Source organism: Sphingopyxis microcysteis (assembly GCF_012274265.1).
In the GTDB taxonomy this organism is placed as follows: domain Bacteria; phylum Pseudomonadota; class Alphaproteobacteria; order Sphingomonadales; family Sphingomonadaceae; genus Sphingopyxis; species Sphingopyxis microcysteis.
The window spans coordinates 603,607-628,151 of the sequence record NZ_JAANYY010000002.1 but is presented as its reverse complement, the minus strand read 5'-3'; the positions used below and the strand labels follow the sequence as shown (position 1 = coordinate 628,151).

Genomic DNA, 24,545 nt, shown 5'->3' with positions numbered 1-24,545 from the left:
CTGAAAAGATGATGGTGCCCCTGGCCGGACTCGAACCAGCACTCCTTGCGGAACCGCATTTTGAGTGCGGCGCGTCTACCAATTTCACCACAGGGGCCCGTGGACGGCGCCCGCGCCGGGACTGATTCCCGCCGGACGACCGATGCGGACGTGCCGTTGCCACAGAAAGGTGGTTTTAGTCTAGTGGATAAGCGGCATCGTGCATAAGACGGTGGCATGACCGACAAGAGCAAGCCAGCCCCCGCTGCATCGCCATCGCGCCGCGCCCCCGCCAAGCCCGCCCGCGCGCAGCCAGCCACCGCCGCGGCGTTCGGCCCCGGCAAGATCGCGATGACGGCGCTGATCGTCATTGCGATCATCGGGGTCGCGTGGCTGGCGATCACCCTCACCCGCTTTTTCATGCTGGTGTTCGCCGCGATCGTGCTGGGCGCGATCTTCGACGCCATCGCCAGCTGGCTGGTGCGCCGGACCGGCATGAAGCGCGGTTTCGCGCTGGCCGGATCGGTGGCGGGGATCATCGCCGTCTTTGTCGGCGCCTTCGTGCTGTTCGGATCGCAGCTCGCGAACGAGGTCGATACGATCCGCCAGCAGGTCCCGCGCGCCTTGCAAGGGGTGGAAGCCTTCCTCGACCGCTATGGCCTCGGCGAGCGCGTACGCGAACTCGCCGAAGTCGGCGGCAACGACATATCGCAGCTCGTGTCGCAAGCGGGCGGCTATGCGCTGGCCGCAGGCAGCGGCATCGCCGATTTCGTGCTGGTGCTGGTCGCGGCGATCTTCCTCGCCAGCGATCCCGCCACCTACCGCCGCGGCCTGCTGCTGCTGATGCCCGCCAAGGCCGAAGAAACCGCCGCGCTGGCGCTCGACGATGCCGGGCGCGGGCTGAAGGGCTGGATGGTCGGCCAAGCGGTGTCGTCGCTGGTCGTCGCGGCGCTGACCTGGGCAGGGCTGGCGCTGCTTGGCGTTCCGGCAGCGGGCGGGCTCGGCCTGATCGCCGGCCTGCTCGACGTCATTCCGATGATCGGCCCGATCATCGCGGGCGTCCCCGCGGTGTTGCTCGCCTTCACCGTATCACCCGCGACCGCGCTGTGGACGCTGGTCCTGTTCCTCGTCATTCAGCAATTGCAGGGCAATTTCCTGCAACCGATGATCCAGAAACAGGCGGTCGACGTGCCGCCCGCGGTGCTGCTGTTCGCGGTGGTCGCGGCGGGGGTCTTGTTCGGCTTCCTCGGCGTGCTGCTCGCGGCGCCGCTGACGGTCGTGGTCTATGTGCTGGTGCAGCGGGTCTATGTGAAAACGCTGCTGGGCAAGGATATCAAGATCGCCGGGGCGGATTGAGGTCGCCGCTGAGACAAAGACCATAGCCCTGAGCCTGTCGAAAGGCGCATATCCGAGAGGCGCCCTTCGACAGGCTCAGGCCTACGGTGATTTTGTCGCTGTGGTTTACCTATTTCTTCAATTCCTTCGCCAACGTCTTCGCCGTCGCCTTGCCATAGGGCGGCTTGAAACCCGCCAGCCCGGCAACGTCGAGCTTCGGCTGGCGATAAACCGCGCGCGCATGACTGAAGGTGCGGAAGCCGTCGACGCCGTGATAATTGCCCATCCCCGACGGACCGACCCCGCCGAACGGCAGATCCTCCATCGCATTGTGGAACAGCACGTCGTTGACCGTCACCCCGCCCGAGATCGTCCGCGTCAGCACGCGGTCCTCCTCGCTCTTGTCCTGCCCGAAATAATAGAGCCCGAGCGGGCGATCGTTCGCGTTCACATAATCGATCGCCTCATCGATCGTCTTGTAGGTCTTGACCGGCAGGATCGGGCCAAAGATTTCCTCCTGCATCACCTTCATGTCGTCGGTCGGATTGCGGACGATGTGGAGCGGCATCTTGTGGCCATTGGCACTCGCGAAATCCTCGCCCGCCGGATTGACCTCGATCACTTCGGCGCCCTTTTCGCGCGCGTCGGCCAGATAGGATTGCAGCCGATCATAATTGCGGCCGTTCACCACCGACGTATAGTCGTCATTGGCGAGGAGCGTCGGATAAAGCGCGGTCGCGCCCTTGGTGACGCTGTCGATGACTTCGCCCTCCTGATCCTCCGCCACCAACAGATAATCGGGAGCAAGGCAGATCTGCCCTGCGTTCATCATCTTGCCGAGCGCCACGCGCTGCCCGACCAGATCCTTGTTCGCGCTGCGCCCGATAAAGGTCGGCGACTTGCCCCCCAGCTCCAGCGTCACCGGCACCAGATTGTCCGCCGCGGCGCGCATGATGTGGCGCCCGACGCTCGTCGCGCCGGTAAAGATCAGATGGTCGAACGCGAGCTTCGAAAAGGCGACCCCGACATCGGCATCGCCCGTAAACACCGCCATTTCGGTCTCATCGAAATATTCGGGCACCAGCCGCGCGATCAGCGCCGAGACATTCTCGGTAAACTCGCTCGGCTTGATCATCGCGCGATTGCCCGCCGCGAGTATCCCCGCCATCGGCACGAACACCATGCCGACCGGAAAATTCCACGGCGCGACAACGCCGACGACGCCCTTGGGCTGATAGACGACCTCCGCCTTCGCGCCGAGCAGGCCGAGCGGAAAGGTGGGCTTCCGTTTCTCGCCCTTCGACCAGGCGGCCATATGCTTCTTCGCATGCTTGAGCGCGCTGACCGAGGGCATGATGTCGGTCATCAGCGTCTGTTCGCGGCTGCGATGCCCGAAATCCTCGCTGACCGCCTTGGCGAAATCCTCGGCATTGTCGACGAGCAAGGCGATCGCGCGGTCGATACGGTCGGTGCGGACGCTCAGGCTTTCAGGCATCGCTGCGGTAAAGCTCGCCTTCTGCGCCGCGAGTATCTTGTGCATCCGTGCGGTTTCGCCGGTGATATCCTGCTTGATGGCGGTGGCCATGACCCGTCTCCCCTGTTTCGATTTGCGCGACTTCACCATGACGCGCGGTGCGTTGCAAGTTGAAACCCGCGTCCGCGACATCTCCGCCTCTGGCGACGATCGTCATCGTGGGGCCAAGCGTTGCGCAGAAAGCTTTGAAGCTTCCCGCCCGACGCTATACGGGCACCCGATTGATTGCTTTCACCGCCTCGCGCTCGGCTGCTGCGCCCGGCCGTCCGCATGAAGGCAAATCGACGGGATTTTGAATTGCCATGAATTATCGTCATTCCTTCCATGCCGGCAATAGCGCCGATGTCGTAAAGCACGGCCTGCTGATCGCGCTCGTGCGGGCCTTGCAACTCAAAGAGGGGCCGTTGACCCTGATCGACACCCATGCCGGTTGCGGCCTGTACGATCTTGGCAGCGAGGAGGCCCAGCGCACCGGCGAGGCCGCGCAGGGCGTGCTGCGCGCCTTTGCCGACGACAATCCCTTATTGGACGACTATCGCGCCGCCGTGCGGGCGGTGAATGCCGGGGCGGAGCCGCGCCTCTACCCCGGCTCGCCGCAGGTTCTGGCGCAGCTTCTGCGACCGCAGGATTTTCTGGTCCTCAACGAAAAGCATCCCGATGACGCTTACACCCTGCGCGGCGCGATGCGGGGCACATCCGCCGCCGTGCATCAGCGCGACGCCTACGAGCTTTGGCTGGCGCTGCTGCCGACGCGCACCCCGCGCGGCGTGGTGGTGGTCGATCCGCCCTACGAGCAGACCGACGAACGCGCGCGCATCACATCGACCCTCGCCGCCGCGCATCGCAAATGGGCGCATGGCGTCACGGTGATCTGGTTTCCGCTGAAGGACCGCGAAACGCATCGGCGGTGGAAGCAGCAGTTGCGAAATCTCGGAATCCCCAAGTTTCTGGTGGTCGAGCATTGGCTGTACGATCGCGATCAGCCCGACATCTATAATGGCGCGGGCCTTTTCATCGTCAACCCGCCCTATGCCTTCACGCAGGCGTTGCCGCCGCTGCTGGAAGCCATGCGGCGCGCGCTCGCGCCGGAGGGGCATAGGGGAGAGATTAATTGCGATTGGCTGGACGGTTGAAATACCGTCCTTGCCTTTGACACCCGGCGGCAAAGAAACCGCTTTCCTATTATATTTCGCCATGCTTCAACATGGCAGAGGAATGACGACACGCCCGCCCAGACACGCGATTCCACCGCGGGTAGCTAGGCCGCAGGGCTCGTCGTTGGGCTGAACTTTACTGAACTTTGAACCCACGCCGCGCGGGTGGGTCGCCCCGTCCCGACAAAAGCGGTGCGCTATATCACCCCCTTTCGCAGTTGCAGCATTTCCGCTAATCGGGCCGCCGATCCTGTTTTCCCTTACGGAGTCTTGTCCCATGGCTGCCACCGATCCCGTCGTCTTTCTGTCCTACGCCCGCACCCCGATGGGCAGCATGCAGGGCAGCCTGTCCGATGCGACCGCTACCGACTTGGGCGCGACCGCAGTGAAGGCGGCGGTCGAGCGCGCGGGCGTCGCGGGTGACGATATCGAGCGTATCTATATGGGCTGCGTCCTGCCCGCTGGCCTTGGCCAGGCGCCCGCGCGCCAGGCCGCGATCAAGGCGGGCCTGCCCAAATCGGTGCAGGCGACGACGGTCAACAAGGTATGCGGTTCGGGGATGCAGACGGTGATCATGGGCGCCGAAGCGCTCGCCGCGGGGAGCGTCGACCTGATCGTCGCGGGCGGCATGGAATCGATGACCAACGCCCCCTATCTGCTCAAGAAGCATCGCGGCGGCGCGCGCATCGGCCACGACACCGCCTATGACCATATGTTCCTCGACGGGCTGGAAGACGCTTATGAAGCAGGCCGTGCGATGGGGACGTTCGCACAGGACACCGCCGACGCCTACCAGCTCAGCCGCCAGGCGCAGGACGACTACACGCTCGCCTCGCTGAGCCGCGCCAAGGCCGCGATCACCGACGGCGCTTTCGCCGCCGAAATCGCGCCGGTGACGATCGCGGGCCGCAAGGGCGACACCATCGTCGATACCGACGAAGCCCCCGGCAAGGCAATGCCCGACAAGATCCCGACTCTGAAGCCCGCCTTTGCCAAGGACGGCACGATCACGGCGGCGACCAGCAGCTCGATTTCGGACGGCGCCGCCGCGGTGGTGCTTACGCGCCAGTCGATCGCGGACGCCAAGGGCGCGAAGCCCGTCGCGCGCCTCGTCGCGCACGCCGCGCACGCGCAGGAACCGAAGGATTTCACCATCGCCCCCGTCGGCGCGATCAACAAGGTGCTGGCGAAGGCGGGCTGGACGATCGGCGACGTCGATCTGTTCGAAGTCAACGAAGCCTTTGCCTGCGTCGCGATGTTCGCGATGCACGACCTCGGCATTCCGCACGAAAAGATCAACGTCCATGGCGGCGCAACCGCGCTCGGCCATCCGATCGGCGCCAGCGGTACGCGCATCATCACGACGCTGATTGCGGCGCTCCAGCGCCACGGCAAGACGCGCGGCATCGCCAGCCTGTGCATCGGCGGCGGCGAAGCCACCGCGGTCGCGGTCGAGCTGGTTTAAAGCGCATCCATGTGGCTGTGCCCCTGCGAAGGCAGGGGCCCATCTCCTGTCGTTCCGTTTTTACGCCGCAGAGATTTGCAAGACGACAGTTCGGGCAATGGGCCCCTGCCTTCGCAGGGGCGCAGTGCTTTCCGGAAGAGTTCCATCTACACGCCGCACGACCGCATCACCCCATCGCATCACCGCGACAAATTGCGACACTAATGTCCTGAAAATAAACGCGCCGTTCCGGAACAATTCAAATCGACTCGCGTAAATCTATCCTTGTCATCGGGCAGTCCCCTCCCCCTGACGGATTGAAAGGATAGACCTATGAAGACCAAGTTTCTGACCGTCGGCCTGATCGCCGCCATGATGGTACCTGCCGCCGCGCAGGCGCAGACCCGCGAAATCCGCGAAGACCGCCGCGACGTGCGCGAAGAACAGCGCGAGCTGCGTCAGGCGCAGCGCTATGGCGACCGTGGCGACATTCGCGAAGAACGCCGCGAGTTGCGCGACGCCCGTCAGGATCTGCGCGACAGCAAGCGCGACTGGCGCCGCGACACGCGCTACCAGAATTATCGCGCGCCCTTCCGTTACCAGCAGTTCGCGGTCGGTGCGACGATCCGACCGAACTACTACGCACCGGCCTATCGCCCGACGTGGGATAGCCGCTGGGGCGTGCCGCGCGCCGGTCGCAACCTGACCTATGTGCGTCATTATAATGACCTGCTGCTCGTCAACGAGCGCAACGGCCGGGTGATCAAGGTTTACCGCAACCATTTCCGGTGGCGCTAACCGCTAACGGCGTCAGCCGACAACCTAGGAAGGGTCGGGCGGGAAACCGTCCGGCCCTTTTACATACAGGCGATCAATCGCCCCAGATATGGTCGGTCTGGATCCAGCCCTTGCGGCCTTTGACGTCGAACAGGCACCAGCCAGCGCTGCATTCGGTGATCCGCCCGACAACACCCGGTTCGGCGCGATAGGCGATCGCGGCCGAGGCACTGGCCTGTTCACGCATCGGGCGAATATCCCCGGTCACGATCGCGGTCCGTGTGCGGCTGAGCAGCCGGGCCGCCATCCAGCCCTGCGTTCCGTCAGGGTCTTCGATCTTGCGCCAGGTTTCGTGCCGCGCGACGACCTTGACCGGCAAATCCTTGCGCCGATACTCCCAGATCACCGGAACGTCGGGCGACGGCCCCTTGCGCATCCGCGCCTCGTCGACGCTGATCGACGCCCAGTAGGGCAATACGGGATCGGACTGCGCCGCGGCCGGTCCTACGACGGCGAGCAGCGCGGCAGTTGCGAATATCAGGCGGCTGGTCATCATTCTGCCTTGTCAAACTCGGACCCGATATTCAACCGCTCGCCGCGCAAAAGGCTGCGTTCATCCCCAGCCTTTTCAAGCTTCTCTCTGCGTTCGCACCCTTGACCGTGGCGCCGCGGCGCGCTCTATCGACCCCCATGCCCGATTCATCCCGCCCGAAACGCCCGCGCGTCATCGTCACCCGCCAGCTGATGCCGCATGTCGAGGCGCGCATGGCCGAATTGTTCGACGTCGCGCTGTCGGCGCACGATCATGCCTTTACCAAGGACGAGTTGAAGGCGGCGGTCGCCGACTGCGATGTGTTCGTCCCGACCGTGACCGACGAGATCGACGCCGACGTTATCGCCGCAGCGGGCGAGCGGCTCAAGCTGATCGCCAACTTCGGCGCCGGGGTCGATCATATCGACCTCGCGGCGGCGCGCGCCAAGGGCATCATGGTGTCGAACACCCCCGGCGTCTTCACCGAAGACACTGCCGACATGACGATGGCGCTGATCCTGTCGGTGCCGCGGCGGCTGGCCGAGGGCGAGAAACTGATGCGATCGGGCCAATGGGCCGGCTGGGCGCCCAGCGCGATGCTGGGCCACCGCGTCGGCGGCAAGCTGCTCGGCATCATCGGCATGGGCCGCATCGGCTTGGCCGTGGCGCGCCGCGCCCGGGCCTTTGGCCTGTCGATTCATTATCACAATCGCCGCCGCCTCCCCGAAGCGATCGAGGAAGAATTGGGCGCAAGCTATCACGCCAGCGTCGATACCCTCCTGCGCATCAGCGACATTGTGACGCTGCACTGCCCGCACACCGCCGAAACGCACGAGATGGTGAGCGCCGCGCGCATCGGATCGATGAAGCCCACCGCCTACCTCATCAACACCGCGCGCGGCGAGATCGTCGACGAAAAGGCGCTGATCGCCGCGCTCCAGACCGGGCGCATCGCTGGCGCCGGACTCGATGTGTATACCCATGAGCCCGCAGTCGATCCGGCGCTGCTCGCGCTCGACAATGTCGTGCTGCTCCCGCACCTTGGCTCGGCAACGATCGAGGGCCGCGAGGCATCGGGTGAAAAAGTCATCGCCAACATCCGCGCCTGGTGCGACGGCCATCGCCCGCAGGATCAGGTGCTAGAGGGGTGGGCTTAAGGGATATCACTGCGAGCGCGGCCCTACGACCTCTCTCGTCTGCTTCGTCGCAGCGCTCCTCGTAATGACGAGGCTCAATAACGCATCGTCATTGCGAGCGTAGCGAAGCAATCCAGAGCGTCACTCGCTGCCGTCCAATATCGTCGGCCACAGGTCGATCCAGTGCGGATTGTCAGCTTCGATCAGCGCGAGCTTTTTTGCACGGCTCCCCGCCTTGATTTGCTTTTCGCGCGCGATGGCGGACTCCATCGTGGCATGCATTTCAAACCAAACAAAAAGCTTGCAACCATAGCGCGTCGAAAAGCCGCCAAGTCCTTCACGGTGCTGCCATATCCGTTGCATCAGATGCGCAGTCACCCCGGTGTAAATCGTACCGTTGCGCTGATTTGCGACGATGTAGACCGCTGGCAGACGTTCGCGCATGGCCGCCCCTAGATTGCTTCGCTTCGCTCGCAATGACGGCGGATTTTAATCCCCCGTCAAAATCCGATCCACCAGCTGCTTCACCGTCGGGGTGAAGTTGTTCGAGTAGAAGGGATCGGTCTTGAAATTGAACGCCGCATGGCCGGCGAACATCAGATTTTGTTCGGGATCGCCGCCGTGCGCGATGTCCTGCAGCGTCTTCTGGATGCAGAAGCTGCGCGGATCGGCGAGGTAGCCGGTCGTGTAGTCGTCATGGTCCTTCCACGACGAAAAGCCGCAATGCGACAGGCAGCCCATGCAGTCGGTCTGGTCCTTGCGGATCACCGCCTTGTCGGCTTCGGTGACGAAAACCACGGTGTTGTCCGGGGTCTTCAGCGCTTCGGTATAGCCCTCTGCCGCCCAATCGCGCGCGCGGGCGCGGTCGTGCGGGGTGACCCAGAAATTCTTGCCCTTCACCCCGACGTCGAGCTGGACGATATGATCTCCCGCTTCCTGCTTCGAATAAGGAATCTGGCGCTCCGACCGCGCTTCCAGATCGCGCAGGAACGGCGTGCGGACCGCGCTCGAGTAAAATCCGGTCGGCGAGAAACGATGGAGCAGCACATCGCCGTCGTCGAGGGTGCGGAGGCGATCTTTCCATGCTTGCGGGATCGGGCTTTCTTCGGTCAGCAGCGGGCGGGTGCCATATTGGAATGCGATCTGGCCGAGTTCGGGGTTGTCGATCCAATTCTCCCAGTCGCGCAGATACCAGACGCCGCCCGCCATCACGATCGGCACATCGTCCGAAATTCCCTCGGCGCGCATGACGTCGCGCAGCGCCTTGACGCGCGGATAGGGATCCTGCGGCACCAGCGGATCTTCGGCATTCGACAGGCCGTTGTGACCGCCCGCGAGCCACGGATCCTCGTAAACGACCGCGCCGAGCAGCTGCGGCACCTTGTGATAGGCGCGCTTCCACAGCGCGCGGAAAGCGCGCGCCGAGCTGATGATCGGCAGGTACATGACATTGTGGCGCTCGGCGATTTCGCTGAGCTTGTACGGCATCCCGGCGCCGCAGGTGACCCCGGCGATCTTCCCGGGTGTGCGGGCCAGCACGCCTTCCAATATCTGCTGTGCGCCGCCCATTTCCCACAGCACGTTGATGTTGATCGCGCCTTTGCCATCCGCGATTTCATAAGCGCGTTCGACCTGCGCGACCGCGCCTTCGATGCCGTAATGGATCAGTTCCTCGTGGCGTTCCTTGCGGGTGAGCGACTTGTACACCTGCGGCACAATCTTGCCCTCGGCGTCGTAGCTGTCGGCGTTGACCGCCGACACGGTGCCGATGCCGCCCGCCGCAGCCCACGCGCCGCTCGACATATGGTTGGTCGCCGACACGCCCTTGCCGCCCTCGACCAACGGCCAGACTTCGCGTCCGCCGTAAAGGATGGGCTTCAATCCTTTGAACATTTTATATCTCTTTCTCTCCACCGGCCGCCGTGTTTTGGGCCAGTCCCCGTGCCGGTTCCGTAAGCGGAAGCGCGCGGCGAAAGTCAATGGTTCCGCGGTGGTTCAGCCACCAAAGAGGCGGCGTCCGCCCAGCGCCCGACCATAGAGTTTTTCGTAGGCAGCGACCATGATTGATTCGTCGAAACGCTCGGCAGCAACGCGCCGGTTCGCCTCGCCGATCCGGCGGCGCAGCGCGGCCTCGGACGCAAGCTGCTCGATCCCTTCGCGAAACGCGGCCTCGTCCGACGTGATGAAAGGCAGGTTTTCCGGCGCCACCATCGCGCGTACGTCGCCGACGTCGAAGCTCGCCACCGGAAGCCCGGCCGCCATCGCCTCGATGACTGCGATCGGCGCCTGCTCGCTGAGCGAGGTCAGCGCGAGGATGTCGAAATGGCCGATCCAGCGATGCGGTGTGGGCATGAAGCCGGGGAGGACTAGATCACCGCCCCATCCGCAAGCCATGGCTTCGGCTGCAATCGCGGCGCGTTCCGGCCCTTCGCCCACGATCACGAGCCGCGCGTCATCGCGAAGATGCGCGGTCAATTGGACGAGCCGGGTCAGATTCTTGACCTTGCGGAGCCCCGCAACGGTACCGATCACCACCTCTTCTTCGCCTTTGTCGAGCCCCGGTATCGGCATCGCGGGGGCGCCCGCATAGGCTGCGACGTCGATGCCGTTGCGGATCAGCACAGTGCGCCGCCGCGCGCGCCATTCGTCGGCGGCAATGTGCTGCAACAGTTCGGACGGCACGACCAACGCCTCGGCGGTCGGGAGCGCAAGGCGCCGGAAACTGTTGCGTTTCCAGCTGCGCCGGATACTTTCATCCTCGTTGAACCCATCCTCATGGTGGATGAGCGGCGGCAGGTCGCGAAACGGCGCAAAAATCCGGTGCGCCATCACCCCGTCCATCGATCCCCAATTATAGCTGAGCACAAGGTCGAATTGCTGCATGAAGCGCGCCAGGTCGCGGTACCGCGCCAGCCCCGGCTTGCCATGCAGCGGCGGCGCCGTATCGCCCGGAAATTCGACATCGATGCCGGGATCGATCGCATCGCGTGCGCCGAGCGCGTCGGGAACGGCCGACAGGATCGTGTGCCGCGCGCGCGGCCCCATTAGGTTCATCAACCGGACGGCCCGCGCCTCCTTTCCGCCCAGCGAAAAACTGGAATGAAGGTGCAACAGGCGCAGAGGCGTATTCGCGCCGGTCACGCGGCGGGCAAGTCGCTCAGCCAAGCGTCGATCGCCGCGAGAGCTTCGGGTTCGTCCATCGTCGGCGCATGACCGACCCCCGGAACCTCGACAAAGCGCGCTTGCGGCAGCGCGGCGACCATCTTTTCGCCCGCCGATCGCGCCAATATGTCCGACAGTTCGCCGCGCAGGATCAACAGCGGGACGTCGCCCAGCGCGCGGTACACGGGCCACAGGTCGAAGGCGCCCTGCCCGCCAGGCGCGCGCAGCGGCGCCGCGATCTGCTTGTCATAATCGGTAACGATGCGGCCTTCGGGGGTCAGGCGGTGGGTGCGCTTGGTCAGCCGCAACCAGTCGTGCACGCCATAATGCGGGTAAATCGCGCCGTTCAGTTCGGCAAAGGCGCGCGCCGCGTGCATCCATGTCGGCTGGCTGCCCGCGGCGCCGATATAGTCGCGAATCCGGTCGAGCCCCGCCGTCTCTAATTCGGGGCCGACGTCGTTCAGCACCGCGCCGACCAGCCGCCCTGGCAGCGTCGCCGCCATCAGCATCGACACCAGCCCGCCGAGCGACGTGCCGATCGTTGCAAACCGATCAATGCCCAGTTCGTCGAGCAGCGCGACGACATCCTGCACATAGGTGAGCGGGATATAGGTCATCGGATCCTTGGCATAGGCGCTCTCGCCGCGCCCACGAAATTCGATCACGATCGTCTTGCGGTGCTGCGCGAGGTACGGCGCCAGCATTTCGAAATCCCGCGCATTCCGCGCCAGTCCCGGCAGGCACAACACCGGCGGCGCGCTTTTCGCCGCTTCGGGCCCGGCATAGATGCGCGCGTGCAGCCGCACGCCGTCGCCCGACCACCAATATTGGTCCGACCAGTCGCGGCGCCCGTCCTGCTTTGCGTCGTGCTTGGCCAATATGGCTCGTCCCCTTGACTGATGTCCCTGACGTTCCGTCCGCGGGAGTCGTCCGTGTCTATCGCCAACCAGACCGCGCGGCGCAAGCGATCCGTCGTACCATCGCGCCGCACAGGTTGCCGCCACCCGCTTTCGCCGATAAGAGCGGGGTGACCATGAGCGACGCCCTGCTTTCCTTCGAACCCGCAACCGGTGAAGAACTTTGGCGCGGCGCGGTCAGCAACGTCGATGATGAAGTGGCTATCGCGCGCGCGGCCTGGCCTGCATGGGCCGCCAAGCCCGTCACCTTCCGCACCGAAACGCTGCGCCGCTTCGCCGACCGGGTGAAGGCGGAAGGCGAGACGCTCGCCGACCTGATCGCGCGCGAGACCGGCAAACCGCTCTGGGAAGCGCGCACCGAGGTCGAATCGGTGGTGAACAAGGTCAATATCTCGGTCACCGCCTATGCCGAGCGCACCCCCAATCGGCGGATCGAGGGCGCGATGGGGCTGCGCAACGCCGTGCGTCACAAACCGCACGGCGCGCTCGCAGTGCTCGGCCCGTATAATTTCCCCGCGCATCTGCCGAACGGCCATATCGTCCCGGCGCTGATCGCGGGCAATTCGGTGCTGTTCAAACCGTCGGAAAAGACCCCGGCGGTCGGCGCCAAGCTGGTCGAGCTGTTTCACAGCGCCGGGGTGCCGCCCGAGGTGCTGCGGCTGATTGTCGGCGGCCCCGACACGGGCAAGGCGCTCGCTGGACACGCAGGCATCGACGGGCTGCTGTTCACCGGCTCGGCGCGCACCGGACTCGCGCTCAACCGCCAGTTCGCCGACCAGCCGGGCAAGATGCTCGCGCTCGAAATGGGCGGCAACAATCCGATCGTCGTGTGGGACACCGCCGACATCCGCACGGCGGCGATCCTTGTCGTCCAGTCGGCCTTCCTCAGCGCCGGGCAGCGGTGCAGCAACGCGCGGCGACTAATCGTACGCGACAGTCTCGCCGACGCGCTGCTCGAAGAGGTCAAGACACTCGCGAGCCGCTTGATCGTCGATCATCCGCACGCCGACCCTGCGCCCTATATGGGGCCGGTGATCGACAATGAGGCCGCCGACCATCTGACCGAAAGCTTCCTGATCCTGATGTCGAACGGTGGCCAGGTGATCCGCCACATGACGCGGCCGATTGCCGGGCGCCCGTTCCTGACCCCCGGCATCATCGACGTGACGGGCATGCCCGAACGCCCCGACATCGAGCTGTTCGGGCCTTTGCTGCAAGTGATCCGCGTCGACAGTTTCGAGGCGGCGATTGCCGAGGCGAACAATACCGCGTTCGGCCTTTCGGCCTCGCTGATCGGCGGGACGCCGCAGCTGTACGACCAGTTCTGGGCCAATGCGCGCGCCGGGGTGATCAACTGGAACCGTCCCACCAACGGCGCTTCGTCCGCCGCGCCTTTTGGGGGCGTCGGGCTGTCGGGCAATCATCGCCCCAGCGCCTTCTACGCAGCGGACTATTGCGCCTATCCCGTGGCGTCGTCCGAAAGCGATACCATGCGTGCATCGATCGGCGTGGGATTGCGCGATCCTGAAGGGTCGCAGCTGGTGACGAAGAAGTACCTCTAACAATTCATCATTGCGAGCGCAGCGAAGCAATCCAGAGCACGCGTAAGCCGCCCTGGATTGCTTCGCTGCGCTCGCAATGACGAGTGAAACGAAGCGGCGCAATTTTACCTACACCCCCGTCAACAAAGCCTGCTTTGCGCTTTCCGGGCGCGTGAACCATCTTCGCCAGCATGGAAAAGACTTTCCCCTCTGCTGGCAAACTCTGGCTCGTCGGCGCCGGTCCGGGTGACCCAGACCTGCTGACGCTGCGCGCCGCGCGGCTGCTGGCAAGCGCCGACCTCGTCGTCCATGACGGGCTGGTCGGCGACGGCGTACTCGCGCTGATCCCGGCGCATGTCGAGCGGATCAGCGTCGCCAAGCAACGCAGCCGCCACACGATGAAGCAGGAGCTGATCAACGCACTGCTCGTCCGCGAGACGCTGGCGGGGAAGCAGGTCGTGCGCCTCAAGGGCGGCGATCCGTTCATCTTCGGGCGCGGCGGCGAGGAACTCGATGCGGCGCGCAATGCTGGTGTCGCCTGCGAAGTCGTCCCCGGCATCACCGCTGCTGCGGGCTGTGCCGCGCAGGCCGGGCTCCCCCTCACCCACCGCGAAGACGCGAGCGCCGTGAGCTTCGTCGCGGGCCAATGCAAGGATTTGTCCGACCAGGACTGGTCGGGGCTTGCGGGGCATGGCCGCACCCTCGTCATCTACATGGGCCTCGCCACCGCCAGCGCCATAGCCGACAAGCTGATCGCCGACGGCGTGTCGCCCGACCTGCCCGTCGCGGTAATCGAGCGCGGTACCACCAAGGATGCGCGCGTACTCCGCACCTTGCTCACCGACCTTGGCGACCTCGTCGTGCGCGAAAAGGTCGCGAGTCCGGCGCTGATCGTCGTCGGCAAGGTCGCCGCGCGGGCCGATGCGCTGGATTGCCTGGGCGCCCCGGGCATCACCGAAATTATGGGAAATTTTGCATGAAACTGTTGACCGGCAACGACCTGAAAACGGGCTTCGTCACCTGGTGGACCGGCACCGACTGGTCGCTGCACATCGAGGACGCCGCCGATGTCGGCGAAGCTGGCGAAGCGATCCTCGCGGTCGAGGAAGCCGCGCGGCGCGTCAACGCGCCCTACATCATCGCCGGCGAAGCGACCGCCGAAGGGCCGCGCCCCGCGCATATCAAGGACCGCATCCGCGCATTGGGCCCGACCGTGCGCCCCGACCTGACACTGAAACCCGCCGATCCCGCGGCAGGCGACTGGGTGATCTGATGAATTCCTTTCATTCCGTTCGTGCTGAGGAGCCATTGAGCTTGTCGAAATGGCGTCTCGAAGCATCCGCACGCGGTCTCCTTCGAGACGGGTCTTCGTCTGCGCTCAGCCCCTCCTCAGGACAAACGGCAGTTATTGGCGAGAAACAGCATGTATAAATATGACGAATATGACCATGCGATGGTCGCCGCCCGCGTTGCCGAGTTCAGCGATCAGGTGAAGCGCCGCCTCGCCGGCGAGATCACCGAGGACCAGTTCAAGCCGCTGCGGCTGATGAATGGCCTCTATCTCCAGCTTCATGCCTATATGCTGCGCGTCGCGGTACCCTACGGGACGCTCGACAGCCGCCAGATGCGGATGCTCGCGCATATCGCGCGCAAATATGACCGCGATTACGGCCATTTCACCACGCGCCAGAATATCCAGTATAACTGGATCAAGCTGGAGGACGCGCCCGCGATCCTTGAGGACCTTGCGTCGGTCGAGATGCATGCGATCCAGACCAGCGGCAATTGCATCCGCAACATCAGCTCCGACCAGTGGGCCGGTGCCGCCGCCGACGAGATCACCGATCCCCGGCCCTGGGCCGAATTGCTCCGCCAATGGTCGAGCTTCCACCCCGAATTCAGCTATCTGCCGCGCAAGTTCAAGATCGCCGTCATCGCCGCCGACGAAGACCGCGCGGCGATGCGCCTGCACGACATCGGCATCCAGATCGTCGAGAAGGATGGTCAGCATGGCGCCGCCTTCTACGTCGGCGGCGGCATGGGCCGTACCCCGATGATCGCACCGCTGATCAAGGATTTCGTGCCGCTCGAAGACATGCTGAGCTACGCCGAGGCGTGCCTGCGCGTCTACAACCGCTATGGCCGCCGCGACAATATCTACAAGGCGCGCATCAAGATCCTGATCCACGAACTCGGCGCCGACGAATATCGCCGCCAGGTCGAGGAAGAGTTTGGCCATGTGAAATCGCTGGGCATCGACCCGCCGAAGGCCGAATTCGACCGGATCGCGGCGCAATTCGCACCGCCGCCGCTCGATGCGTCAGCTTTAGACACGATCGACCGCAGCGATCCCGACTTCGCGGTGTGGGTCGACCAGAATGTCGCGGCGCACAAGGTGCCGGGACACGCGATCGTCAACATCAGCCTGAAACCCGTCGGCGGTATCCCCGGCGATGCCAGCTCGGCACAGATCGACCTGATGGCCGACCTCGCCGAACGCTACAGCCACGACGAGCTGCGTGTCACCCACGCGCAGAACATCGTCCTGCCGCACGTCCGCAAGGCCGACCTTTACGCGATCTGGCAGGCGCTCGACGGTGCCGGGCTCGCGACGCCGAACCTCGACCTGATCAGCGACATCATCGCCTGCCCCGGGCTTGATTATTGCAGCCTCGCCAACGCGCGATCGATCCCGGTCGCGCAGAAGATCGCGACGCGCTTTTCGGACCTTGGCCGCCAGAAGGAACTCGGTGAGCTCAAGCTCAAGATTTCGGGCTGCATCAACGCGTGCGGGCACCACCACGCTGGCCACGTCGGCATCCTCGGCGTCGACCGCAAGGGCACCGAGAATTACCAGCTGCTGCTCGGCGGCTCGGGTGCTGAGGATGTGTCGCTCGGCACGATCACCGGCCCCGGCTTCGACGAGGACGGCATCGTCGACGCGATCGAGCGCGTTACCGACAAATATCTCGCCGAACGGACCGACGGCGAACGCTTCGTCGACACCTATCGCCGGGTCGGCATGGCGCCCTTCAAGGAAGCGATCTATGGTTGAGCATCTGCAAGCCGATGGCGAAGAACCCTGCGTCACGCTCGACGCTTTCCTCGAACAGTCGAACGCGACCGCGGTGCGGCTCGAACCCGACGAAGATGCGCGCGCGCTGATCCCGCATTTGGGCCGACTCGCGCTGATCGAGGTCGCCTTCCCGAAATTCCGCGACGGTCGCGGCTATTCGTCGGCACGCATCCTTCGTGAAGCGGGCTATACGGGCGAACTCCGCGCCCAAGGCGACGTCCTCGTCGATCAGATCGCCTATATGAAGCGCTGCGGCTTCGACAGTTTCGCACCCGAAAAGTCGCTCAATCCCGCCGATGTCGAGGCGGCGCTGACCCGTTGGCCCGAACATTATCAGACCGCCGCCGACGGCGCGGTGCCGATCTGGAAGCTGAGGCATGGCTGACGTGAAACACTCTCTCCCCAGAGCCAGCGAAGACCGCACCCGCGACCGCATCGACGTCGCGCCACGCTTCACCCAGGCCGACGTCATCCGCCTGAACAACCTCTTCCGCGGTCAGGACGCCGCCGAAGTCGTCGCGAGCGTGATCGGCGCCGGATTGCTCGGCGAGACGGCGATCGTTTCCAGTTTTGGCGCCGAGAGCGCCGTGTTGCTGCATTTGGTGGCGCAGGTGGCGCCCGACATGCCGGTCCTGTTTCTCGATACCGGCAAGCATTTCCCCGAAACGCTCGCGTACCGCGACGAGTTGGCGGCGCGCATCGGGCTCAATATCGTCAACCTGACGCCCGATCCCAACGATCTGGCGAAAAAGGATGCGACCGAGCTGCGCTGGTCATACGACCCCGACGGCTGCTGCGAGATCCGCAAGGTCAAGCCGCTCGAAAAGGCGCTAGCCGAATTCGACACCTCGATCACGGGACGCAAGGGTTTCCAGGCGGCGACGCGGACCGGCCTGCCGCGCTTTGAGCTCGACGGCACCACCGGCCGCCTGAAATTCAACCCGCTCGCCAACTGGACGCGCGCGGATCTCGACGCCTATTTCGACGCGCACGACCTGCCGCGCCATCCGCTTGAAGCGCAGGGCTATCCGTCGATCGGTTGCTCGCCGTGCACGTCGAAGGTTCGCCCGGGCGAAGACCCACGCTCGGGCCGCTGGCGCGGCTGGGACAAGACCGAATGCGGCATCCATGACGCTGTGTCGCCGATCGACGACGATCCGGCGAACGACCCGGCGTTCTGACAGTCGATCAACCCGGCAAGGACCGGGCCGACCGACGACCTCTACTCATAATCCTCATAGGCCATGCCATTATCGGCAAGGTCGCTGAACTTTGTGATGTGCGATTCAAAGCGCAGCCGGATGCGCCCGGTCGACCCGTGGCGCTGCTTCGCGACGATCAGCTCGGCGGTGCCATGGACCCGCTCCATCTTCTCGTGCCAGTCCATATAGGCCTGTTGCAGCTTCGTATCATTCTGGTCGGGTTCCTGCGCGGCGAGGTAATAGTCCTCGCGGAACACGAACATCACCATATCGGCGTCCTGTTCGATCGAGCCCGATTCACGCAAATCCGAAAGCAGCGGGCGTTTGTCCTCGCGCTGTTCGACCGCACGACTGAGCTGCGACAAGGCCATCACCGGGACATGCAGTTCCTTTGCCAGCGTCTTCAAGCCACGCGAGATTTCCGAGATTTCCTGCACGCGATTGTCGCCGCCTTTGGACGTGCCCTGAAGCAGCTGGAGGTAATCGACGATGATAAGCCCGATGCCGTGTCGGCGCTGAAGGCGCCGCGCGCGCGTTCGCAGGCCCGCGATGGTCAGGCCGGGCGTATCGTCGATGAACAGCGGCAGCGTCTGGAGCTGCTGCGCCGCGCGCGAGAGCTTTTGAAACTGTTCCTTGCTGATCTTGCCCATGCGTAGCGCTTCGCCCGACACTTCCGACTGTTCGGCGAGCACGCGCGTCGCGAGCTGGTCCGCCGACATTTCGAGGCTGAAAAAGGCGACCTTGGCGCCCATATTCTTTTCGGGCGGGATGCCGTCCGCTTCGTCGCGGCGGTACCGCTCGGCGGCATTATAGGCGATGTTGGTGGCAAGCGAAGTCTTGCCCATGCCCGGACGGCCCGCGAGGATCATCAAGTCCGAATTGTGCATGCCGCCGATCTTGGCGTTCATGCTGGAAAGGCCCGTGGTGACGCCCGACAAATGGCCGCCCGAATTCAGCGCGCGCTCCGCCCCGTCGAGCGCCATTTTGGACGCCTGGCTGAAGCTTTTGACCGTCCCCATCTCGGCCTCGCCGCCCGCCACGCGATAGAGCGCGGTTTCGGCTTCCTCGATCTGCGCCTGCGGATCAACGCGCTCGCTGGTATCGAGTGCATTGTCGACGAGCACCCGGCCAACCCCGACCAGTTCGCGCAGCAACGCAAGATCGAAAATCTGCCGCGCAAAATCGCGCGCGCCGATGAGACCCGCGCCGCTTCCGGTCAGCTGCGCCAGATAGCCGGGGCCGCCGACCGCCTTCATCGCTTCGTCGACCTCGAAATAGGGCTTCAAAGTCACGGGGGTCGCGATGCTGTTGCGTTCGATCAGCGCCATCGCCTGCTGAAAGATACGGCCATGCAGCGGTTCGAAGAAATGATCGGGTGTCAGCGCGACAGGAAGATCCTCGACGACTCGGTTATCGATCAGGATCGCGCCGAGAAACGCGGCCTCGGCCTCGATGTTTCGGGGTAATTGGCGCTCATCCCCGGCGGTAGCCGGGGTCGGAATCAGGGCTAGCTCTGGCATGGCGACCCTCATGCGGTGCCGCTTCGCGCGGCGCAACAGGCGATGCCGTGCAGGCTATCATAACTGTGGGTTGCTGTGAATAAGTCCCCCCCTTGCCCTTCGGCCCGGTGCAAGTAGAAGCACAGGCAGCATGGCTGACGCAGACCCTTCCAAACAGCGGATCATTTCGGTCGAACTCGACGAGGGTTCGATCGTGTGGCGCAATCCCGATGTCGAACAGGAACGCCGCGTCGCGATCTTCGACCTGATCGAGGACAATAAATTCGTCCCGCAGCGCGGCCACCCCGACGGCTATGCCGGCCCGTACCGTCTGATGCTGCGCGTCGAGGACGGGCGGCTGATCTTTGAAATCAGCCGCGAGGACGGTTCGCCGCTCGAAGCGATCATCCTGGGGCTGGGGCGTTTTCGCCGTCCGATCCGCGATTATTTCGCGATTTGCGACAGCTATTATCAGGCGATCAAGACCTCGACCGCGCAGCAGATCGAGACCGTCGATATGGCGCGCCGGGCGTTGCATAACGAAGCCGCCGAAATGCTGATGGACCGGCTCGACGGCAAGATCGCGGTCGATTTCGACACCGCGCGGCGATTGTTCACGCTGATCTGCGTCCTCCACATCAAGGGCTGAGGCGTGGCGACGGGGGCGATCAAGAGCAATAGGGCCGGAAAAGGCGGTGGTTGGCGCGAAGCGGTCGCACGAACGCTGCGGCGGATCGGCGCCGCGATCGTGCTCATCCTCCTCGCGGCAGGCCTTTCGCTATGGTGGGCGGCGCGCTGGACCCCCGACCGTGCAGCCTTTCCAACGCAGGGCGTGACGATCGACGCCGACAATGGCGATGTTCAGTGGGGATCGATCAAGGCGGCGGGCGCCGATTTCGCCTATGTGATGGGAACCGACGGCAGCCGCGGCATCGACGCCAAATTCGCCCGCAATATGGCGGGCGCGCGCGAAGTCGGCGTACAGGTTGGCGCGATCCATCGGTATAGCCTGTGCCAGCTCGCGACCGATCAGGCCGCCAATTTTATCCGCCATGTCCCGCGCCGCGCCGACGCGCTGCCCGCCGTGGTGTGGCTCGACTTTGACGATCGCTGCCCCGACCGCCCGACGCGCGCGCTGCTCCTCTCCGAACTCGCGACCTTTCTGGCGCAGATCGAGGCGCATATGGGCAAGCGCAGCCTGATCGCCCCCGGTCCGGCGTTCGAGAGCGACTATAAGGTGACGCAGGGCATCGCGCGGACGATCTGGCTGCGCCGCGATTTCTTCGAACCCGATTATGGCGCCCACCCCTGGGCGATGTGGCAGGCGAACGACTATGTCCGCCTGTCGGGCGCCGATGGTACGGTGGGGTGGAACGTCGTCCGCCCGGAAGGAAATGGACCATGACCGAAACCCGTGACGAATTGATCGCCGCCGCCCGCGACGCCGCGAGCCGCGCTTATGCGCCCTATTCGGGCTTTCACGTCGGCGCCGCGCTGCTGCTCCGGAACGGCGACGTCGTCACCGGCGCCAATGTCGAAAACGCCAGCTATGGCCTGACGCTGTGCGCCGAGACCGCCGCGGTCGCGAAGATTGCGAATGAGGGCTGGATCGGCGAGCTCGCCGAGGTCGCGATCATCGGCGGGCGCCCCGACGGCGACGCTCTGCTCGGAACCGAACCGGTCAATCCGTGCGGGCGGTGTCGCCAGATCTTGAACGAAGCCGCCGAGCGGTCGAAGGCCGACATCCTTGTCCATTGCGCATCGGGCGATGGCAGCGCGGTCAAGACGTACAGGCTCAGCGAACTGCTTCCCGCGGCTTTCGGGCCGAAGGATCTGGGTTTGATCTAGCTGTATCCTTCCGTCATCCCGGCGAAGGCCGGGATCTCGCCGGTGCGCCGTGGCGAAAGGGTGAGATCCCGGCCTTCGCCGGGATGACGAACTTGAAGTGATTATCAGGACCGCCCAGTCTCCCCCCAAACATCGGCTTGCGCAATCGCGCGGCCCTCGACAAACAGCAGCATGGCCATTCTTTCCGACCGCTGGATTCGCGAAGCCGCCCGAACGCAGGGCATGATCGAGCCGTTCGTCGAGGCACAGCGCCGCGATGGCTGCATCAGCTACGGCCTGTCCTCCTACGGCTATGACGCGCGCGTCGCGCCCGAGTTCAAAATTTTTACCAACGTCGATTCGACGATCGTCGATCCCAAGGATTTCGATCCGAAGAATTTCGTCGACCGCGAAACCGACGTCTGCATCATCCCCCCGAACAGCTTCGCCCTCGCGCGCACGGTCGAATATTTCCGCATCCCGCGCGACGTGCTGGTCATCTGTCTCGGAAAATCGACCTATGCGCGCTGCGGCATCATCGTCAACGTCACCCCGCTCGAACCCGGCTGGGAAGGCCATGTGACGCTGGAATTTTCCAACACCACCCCGCTGCCCGCCAAGATTTACGCGAACGAAGGCGCGTGCCAGTTCCTGTTCCTCCAGGGCAACGAGCCGTGCGAGACGAGTTACGCCGACCGCGCGGGCAAATATATGGGGCAAAAGGGCGTGACGCTGCCCAAGCTGTAAAGCGGAACCTCCGACGCTGCGGCGCGTCCTCTTTGCACAAGCGGACGGGGCATCGTTTGGAGGATCGACGCATGTCCATGATCGCTGTCTTTATCGGCCGTCTCTTCATTTCAGTGATTTTCATCGTGTCGGGGATCAACAAGCTGATCCACGTCAACGACACCAATGCGATGATCACCGCCGCGGGCCTGCCTGCGGGCCTCGCCATCCCGACCGGGCTGTTCGAGCTGATTGCGGGTGTTTGCATCGCGCTCGGTATCGCGGTTCGTCTGTGGTCGATCTTGCTGGCAGGCTTTGTCCTCGCGACGATCCTGTTCTTCCACCGCGAATTTACCGATCCGGTGCAGGCGATGGCGGCGATGAAGAATCTGGCGATCGCGGGCGGCTTGCTCGCGCTGTTCGGTTATGGTCACACGCGCTGGAGCTATGATGCGCTGCGCCAGCGCCGCCGCGACGAACTGGCGGCGCGCGATGCGCAGCTGCGCGCGAGCGAAGCCGAAGTTCGCGCCGCACGCGCCGAGGGCCGCGCCGAAGCGGCGGCGGTCGGCGAGCCGGTGGTGATTCAAAAACGACCGTTCTGGCGCCGCTGACGCTTGGCGCTTGGCATCGAAGCCACGCTGCGCTAGCCTCCCTTTACGTTTACGTAAAGGGAGGCATTTATGGCCAGCCGCGAATTTGACATCATTGTCTATGGCGCCACCGGCTTCACCGGTCGGCTCGTCGCTGAATATCTGACGCAGCATTATGGGGGCAGACCGGACGCGCCGAAATGGGCGATGGCGGGGCGTAGCCTCGACAAGCTTGCCGAAGTACGCGAGCTCATCGGCGCCCCCGCTGATACGCCGCTGGTCGTCGCTGACGCCAGCGATCCCGCTACCCTTGATGCGATGGCTGCGCGCACCAAGGTCGTCCTCACCACGGTCGGCCCCTATCAGCTTTACGGCAGCGACCTGGTCGCGGCGTGTGTGAAGGCGGGCACCGCCTATGCCGACCTGTGCGGCGAACCCGGCTGGATGCGCGAGATGATCGACGCGCACGAGGGTGTGGCGAAAGCATCGGGCGCGCGCATCACCTTCAGCTGCGGCTTCGATTCGATCCCATTCGACCTTGGCGTCCATTTCCTGCAGGCCGAGGCCGTGAAGCGCCACTGCATGCCCGCGCCGCGCGTTAAGGGCCGCGTCCGCAAGATGGCGGGCGGCGCGTCGGGCGGCACCATCGCCAGCCTGACCGAAACCTTGAAGGCCGTCGCGAAAAAGCCGTCGCTCGCGCTGCTGCTCAAATCCTCCTTCGCGCTGACCCCGGGGTTCGAGGGTCCGTCGCAGCCGACCGGCCTGTTCCCCGAATATGACAGCGCCACCGGCACCTGGACCGCACCGTTCGTCATGGCGCCGATCAACACCAAGAATGTCCACCGCACCAACTTCCTACTCGGTCATCCGTGGGGCGCCGATCTGGTGTATGACGAGATGGTGATGACGACGATCGGCGACGCCGGAAAGGCGATGGCGGAAGCAATGGCGAAGGCAAACCCGTTCGGCGAATCCAAGCTCAAACCCGGCGAAGGACCGAGCAAGGAAGAGCGCGAGAACGGCTTCTACGACATCTTGTTCATCGGCGAATATCCCGATGGCACCACGGTTCGCGCCAGCGTTCAGGGCGACCGCGACCCCGGTTATGGCTCGACGTCGAAGATGCTCGCCGAGACTGGCATGGCGCTGCTCGCGAACAAGGGCGCGGGCGGCGTGTGGACCCCCGGTGCGCTGCTCGGCGACGCGCTGATCGCGCGGCTGACCGAGCACGCCGGACTGACCTTCCAGATCGAGGAATAACCGCAAAATGACCACCTCTCCCAGCGCGCTCGACGCGCTGCTATCGACGCTGCGTACCGAAAACGGCGTGGCAAAGGCACATATCGACGACGGCTGGATGCAGGGGCGCACTGCCTATGGCGGGATCAGCTCGGCGGTCGCGCTCGCCGGCACGATGGCACTCCACCCCACCGACACGCCGCTGCGCTATGCGCAGATCAGCTTCGTCGGTCCGGTCGGCGGCGACTGCACGGTGAACACGCGCGTGCTGCGCCAGTCGAAATCCTCGCTGTTTGTCGACGCGGGGGTGTCGAGCGACGCAGGTTTCGGTACCGCCGCGGTTTTTGCCTTTTCGCCCGACCGCGAAAGTCATCTCGACCATAATCGGCTGGCGATGCCCGACGCACCCGCGCCCGAAACGCTGGAGCCCGTCCCCGAACATCACGCGCGCCCCGCCTTTACCCGCCATTTCGACATGCGTCCGACCACCGGCCCGCGCTTTGCCTGGAAAAGCGAGGTCGGCGAATATCTGACCTGGGTCCGCTTTGTCGAAGAACCCGTATGTCATCCCGCCGTCGCGCTGCTCGCGATGGGCGACGCGCTGCCCCCGGCGGCGATGGCGCTGTTCAGCGAGTTCGGGCCGATCAGCTCGATGAACTGGACAGTGAACATGCTGACCGCCGACCCCCGGACCGACGACGGCTGGTGGCTGCTGTCGGCGAAGACCGGCTATGCCCGCCACGGCCTGTCGGTACAGGACATGATGCTGTGGAACCGCGCCGGCGAGCCGGTGCTGAGCGGCAGTCAGGCGATCGCGATTTACGCATGACCCACCTGTCGCCCTATTTCAGCGCTTCCGAGTAAACCGCTAGGGG

The 24,545-nt window shown here is 64.6% G+C and carries 27 protein-coding genes and 1 tRNA gene; 19 read left to right on the top strand and 9 right to left on the bottom strand.

What is annotated here, in order from left to right; genetic code table 11:
- Window positions 1-12: 12 nt before the first annotated feature.
- A tRNA-Leu gene (locus G9408_RS03020) sits at window positions 13-97 on the bottom strand.
- A 119-nt stretch (window positions 98-216) separates the two neighbouring features.
- On the opposite strand from G9408_RS03020, the gene G9408_RS03015 reads away from it, so the two are divergent.
- The gene (locus G9408_RS03015) at window positions 217-1,335 is read left to right on the top strand and encodes an AI-2E family transporter (RefSeq protein ID WP_168452624.1); all 1,119 of its coding nucleotides are present in this window, start codon (window positions 217-219) and stop codon (window positions 1,333-1,335) included.
- A 109-nt stretch (window positions 1,336-1,444) separates the two neighbouring features.
- Here the strand turns inward: G9408_RS03015 and G9408_RS03010 are convergent, their stop codons facing one another.
- On the bottom strand, window positions 1,445-2,899 hold the full coding sequence (locus G9408_RS03010) for a coniferyl aldehyde dehydrogenase (protein WP_168452623.1): 1,455 nt from the start codon (window positions 2,897-2,899) through the stop codon (window positions 1,445-1,447).
- Between G9408_RS03010 and G9408_RS03005 the strand changes: the two genes are divergently transcribed.
- The 4 genes from G9408_RS03005 (at window position 2,898) to G9408_RS02990 (ending at window position 6,244) form a co-directional block, all read left to right on the top strand.
- Window positions 2,898-3,122 (top strand): hypothetical protein, encoded by a 225-nt coding sequence (locus G9408_RS03005; protein WP_168452622.1) that lies wholly within the window; start codon window positions 2,898-2,900, stop codon window positions 3,120-3,122. The genes G9408_RS03010 and G9408_RS03005 overlap by 2 nt on opposite strands.
- A gap of 28 nt (window positions 3,123-3,150) precedes the next feature.
- Entirely contained in the window at window positions 3,151-3,981 is an 831-nt protein-coding gene (locus tag G9408_RS03000; protein ID WP_168452621.1) for a 23S rRNA (adenine(2030)-N(6))-methyltransferase RlmJ, read from the top strand.
- 298 nt (window positions 3,982-4,279) lie between these two features.
- The gene (locus G9408_RS02995; protein WP_168452620.1) at window positions 4,280-5,467 is read left to right on the top strand and encodes an acetyl-CoA C-acyltransferase; all 1,188 of its coding nucleotides are present in this window, start codon (window positions 4,280-4,282) and stop codon (window positions 5,465-5,467) included.
- Between the two features lie 312 nt (window positions 5,468-5,779).
- The gene (locus G9408_RS02990) at window positions 5,780-6,244 is read left to right on the top strand and encodes a DUF1090 family protein (RefSeq protein ID WP_168452619.1); all 465 of its coding nucleotides are present in this window, start codon (window positions 5,780-5,782) and stop codon (window positions 6,242-6,244) included.
- Window positions 6,245-6,317: 73 nt separating this feature from the next.
- Here the strand turns inward: G9408_RS02990 and G9408_RS02985 are convergent, their stop codons facing one another.
- Entirely contained in the window at window positions 6,318-6,776 is a 459-nt protein-coding gene (locus tag G9408_RS02985; RefSeq protein ID WP_120218131.1) for an SH3 domain-containing protein, read from the bottom strand.
- 137 nt (window positions 6,777-6,913) lie between these two features.
- On the opposite strand from G9408_RS02985, the gene G9408_RS02980 reads away from it, so the two are divergent.
- On the top strand, window positions 6,914-7,912 hold the full coding sequence (locus G9408_RS02980) for a 2-hydroxyacid dehydrogenase (protein ID WP_168452618.1): 999 nt from the start codon (window positions 6,914-6,916) through the stop codon (window positions 7,910-7,912).
- 120 nt (window positions 7,913-8,032) lie between these two features.
- Here the strand turns inward: G9408_RS02980 and G9408_RS02975 are convergent, their stop codons facing one another.
- The 4 genes from G9408_RS02975 to G9408_RS02960 form a co-directional block, all read right to left on the bottom strand.
- The gene (locus G9408_RS02975) at window positions 8,033-8,335 is read right to left on the bottom strand and encodes a GIY-YIG nuclease family protein (protein WP_168452617.1); all 303 of its coding nucleotides are present in this window, start codon (window positions 8,333-8,335) and stop codon (window positions 8,033-8,035) included.
- Between the two features lie 45 nt (window positions 8,336-8,380).
- Window positions 8,381-9,784: an NAD(P)H-dependent flavin oxidoreductase gene (locus G9408_RS02970; RefSeq protein ID WP_168452616.1), complete on the bottom strand. Its 1,404-nt coding sequence runs from the start codon at window positions 9,782-9,784 to the stop codon at window positions 8,381-8,383.
- A gap of 102 nt (window positions 9,785-9,886) precedes the next feature.
- Complete coding sequence (locus G9408_RS02965; RefSeq protein ID WP_328804366.1) at window positions 9,887-11,032, bottom strand: glycosyltransferase family 4 protein; 1,146 nt, start codon at window positions 11,030-11,032, stop codon at window positions 9,887-9,889.
- Window positions 11,029-11,931 carry an alpha/beta fold hydrolase gene (locus G9408_RS02960; RefSeq protein ID WP_168452614.1) on the bottom strand — a complete coding sequence of 301 codons (903 nt, stop codon included), beginning with the start codon at window positions 11,929-11,931 and terminating at the stop codon, window positions 11,029-11,031. The genes G9408_RS02965 and G9408_RS02960 overlap by 4 nt, the downstream gene beginning before the upstream one ends.
- Before the next feature lie 155 nt (window positions 11,932-12,086).
- Between G9408_RS02960 and astD the strand changes: the two genes are divergently transcribed.
- Window positions 12,087-13,532, top strand: a complete 1,446-nt coding sequence (gene astD / locus G9408_RS02955; protein ID WP_168452613.1) for a succinylglutamate-semialdehyde dehydrogenase — start codon at window positions 12,087-12,089, stop codon at window positions 13,530-13,532.
- Between the two features lie 7 nt (window positions 13,533-13,539).
- Here the strand turns inward: astD and G9408_RS02950 are convergent, their stop codons facing one another.
- A complete protein-coding gene (locus G9408_RS02950; protein ID WP_168452612.1) occupies window positions 13,540-13,704 on the bottom strand; it encodes a hypothetical protein in 165 nt (54 codons plus the stop codon).
- Here G9408_RS02950 and cobA point away from each other — a divergent pair.
- From cobA to G9408_RS02925, 5 genes are all read left to right on the top strand, one after another.
- Entirely contained in the window at window positions 13,703-14,491 is a 789-nt protein-coding gene (gene cobA / locus G9408_RS02945) for a uroporphyrinogen-III C-methyltransferase (protein ID WP_168452611.1), read from the top strand. The two genes, G9408_RS02950 and cobA, sit on opposite strands and share 2 nt — an antisense overlap.
- A complete protein-coding gene (locus G9408_RS02940) occupies window positions 14,488-14,784 on the top strand; it encodes a DUF2849 domain-containing protein (RefSeq protein WP_168452610.1) in 297 nt (98 codons plus the stop codon). The genes cobA and G9408_RS02940 overlap by 4 nt, the downstream gene beginning before the upstream one ends.
- Window positions 14,785-14,934: 150 nt before the next feature.
- Window positions 14,935-16,566, top strand: coding sequence for a nitrite/sulfite reductase (locus G9408_RS02935; RefSeq protein WP_168452609.1), 1,632 nt, complete (start codon window positions 14,935-14,937; stop codon window positions 16,564-16,566).
- Complete coding sequence (locus G9408_RS02930) at window positions 16,559-16,972, top strand: DUF934 domain-containing protein (RefSeq protein ID WP_168452608.1); 414 nt, start codon at window positions 16,559-16,561, stop codon at window positions 16,970-16,972. The genes G9408_RS02935 and G9408_RS02930 overlap by 8 nt, the downstream gene beginning before the upstream one ends.
- Window positions 16,965-17,768, top strand: coding sequence for a phosphoadenylyl-sulfate reductase (locus G9408_RS02925; RefSeq protein WP_168452607.1), 804 nt, complete (start codon window positions 16,965-16,967; stop codon window positions 17,766-17,768). The genes G9408_RS02930 and G9408_RS02925 overlap by 8 nt, the downstream gene beginning before the upstream one ends.
- Before the next feature lie 41 nt (window positions 17,769-17,809).
- Here G9408_RS02925 and G9408_RS02920 read toward each other — a convergent pair whose 3' ends face one another.
- Entirely contained in the window at window positions 17,810-19,309 is a 1,500-nt protein-coding gene (locus G9408_RS02920; RefSeq protein ID WP_168452606.1) for a replicative DNA helicase, read from the bottom strand.
- A 130-nt stretch (window positions 19,310-19,439) separates the two neighbouring features.
- Here G9408_RS02920 and G9408_RS02915 point away from each other — a divergent pair, with 130 nt between their 5' ends.
- The 7 genes from G9408_RS02915 (at window position 19,440) to G9408_RS02885 (ending at window position 24,499) form a co-directional block, all read left to right on the top strand.
- Window positions 19,440-19,937 (top strand): UPF0262 family protein, encoded by a 498-nt coding sequence (locus G9408_RS02915; RefSeq protein ID WP_120215951.1) that lies wholly within the window; start codon window positions 19,440-19,442, stop codon window positions 19,935-19,937.
- A 3-nt stretch (window positions 19,938-19,940) separates the two neighbouring features.
- Window positions 19,941-20,693 carry a glycoside hydrolase family 25 protein gene (locus tag G9408_RS02910; RefSeq protein ID WP_328804365.1) on the top strand — a complete coding sequence of 251 codons (753 nt, stop codon included), beginning with the start codon at window positions 19,941-19,943 and terminating at the stop codon, window positions 20,691-20,693.
- The gene (locus G9408_RS02905) at window positions 20,690-21,136 is read left to right on the top strand and encodes a cytidine deaminase (RefSeq protein ID WP_168452605.1); all 447 of its coding nucleotides are present in this window, start codon (window positions 20,690-20,692) and stop codon (window positions 21,134-21,136) included. Before G9408_RS02910 ends, G9408_RS02905 begins: the two co-directional genes overlap by 4 nt.
- Window positions 21,137-21,307: 171 nt before the next feature.
- Window positions 21,308-21,862 (top strand): dCTP deaminase, encoded by a 555-nt coding sequence (gene dcd, locus G9408_RS02900; protein ID WP_077146023.1) that lies wholly within the window; start codon window positions 21,308-21,310, stop codon window positions 21,860-21,862.
- Between the two features lie 71 nt (window positions 21,863-21,933).
- Complete coding sequence (locus G9408_RS02895) at window positions 21,934-22,452, top strand: DoxX family protein (RefSeq protein WP_168452604.1); 519 nt, start codon at window positions 21,934-21,936, stop codon at window positions 22,450-22,452.
- A 69-nt stretch (window positions 22,453-22,521) separates the two neighbouring features.
- Window positions 22,522-23,691, top strand: a complete 1,170-nt coding sequence (locus tag G9408_RS02890; RefSeq protein WP_168452603.1) for a saccharopine dehydrogenase family protein — start codon at window positions 22,522-22,524, stop codon at window positions 23,689-23,691.
- A gap of 7 nt (window positions 23,692-23,698) precedes the next feature.
- Window positions 23,699-24,499: an acyl-CoA thioesterase gene (locus tag G9408_RS02885; protein ID WP_168452602.1), complete on the top strand. Its 801-nt coding sequence runs from the start codon at window positions 23,699-23,701 to the stop codon at window positions 24,497-24,499.
- The last annotated feature ends 46 nt before the right edge of the window (window positions 24,500-24,545 follow it).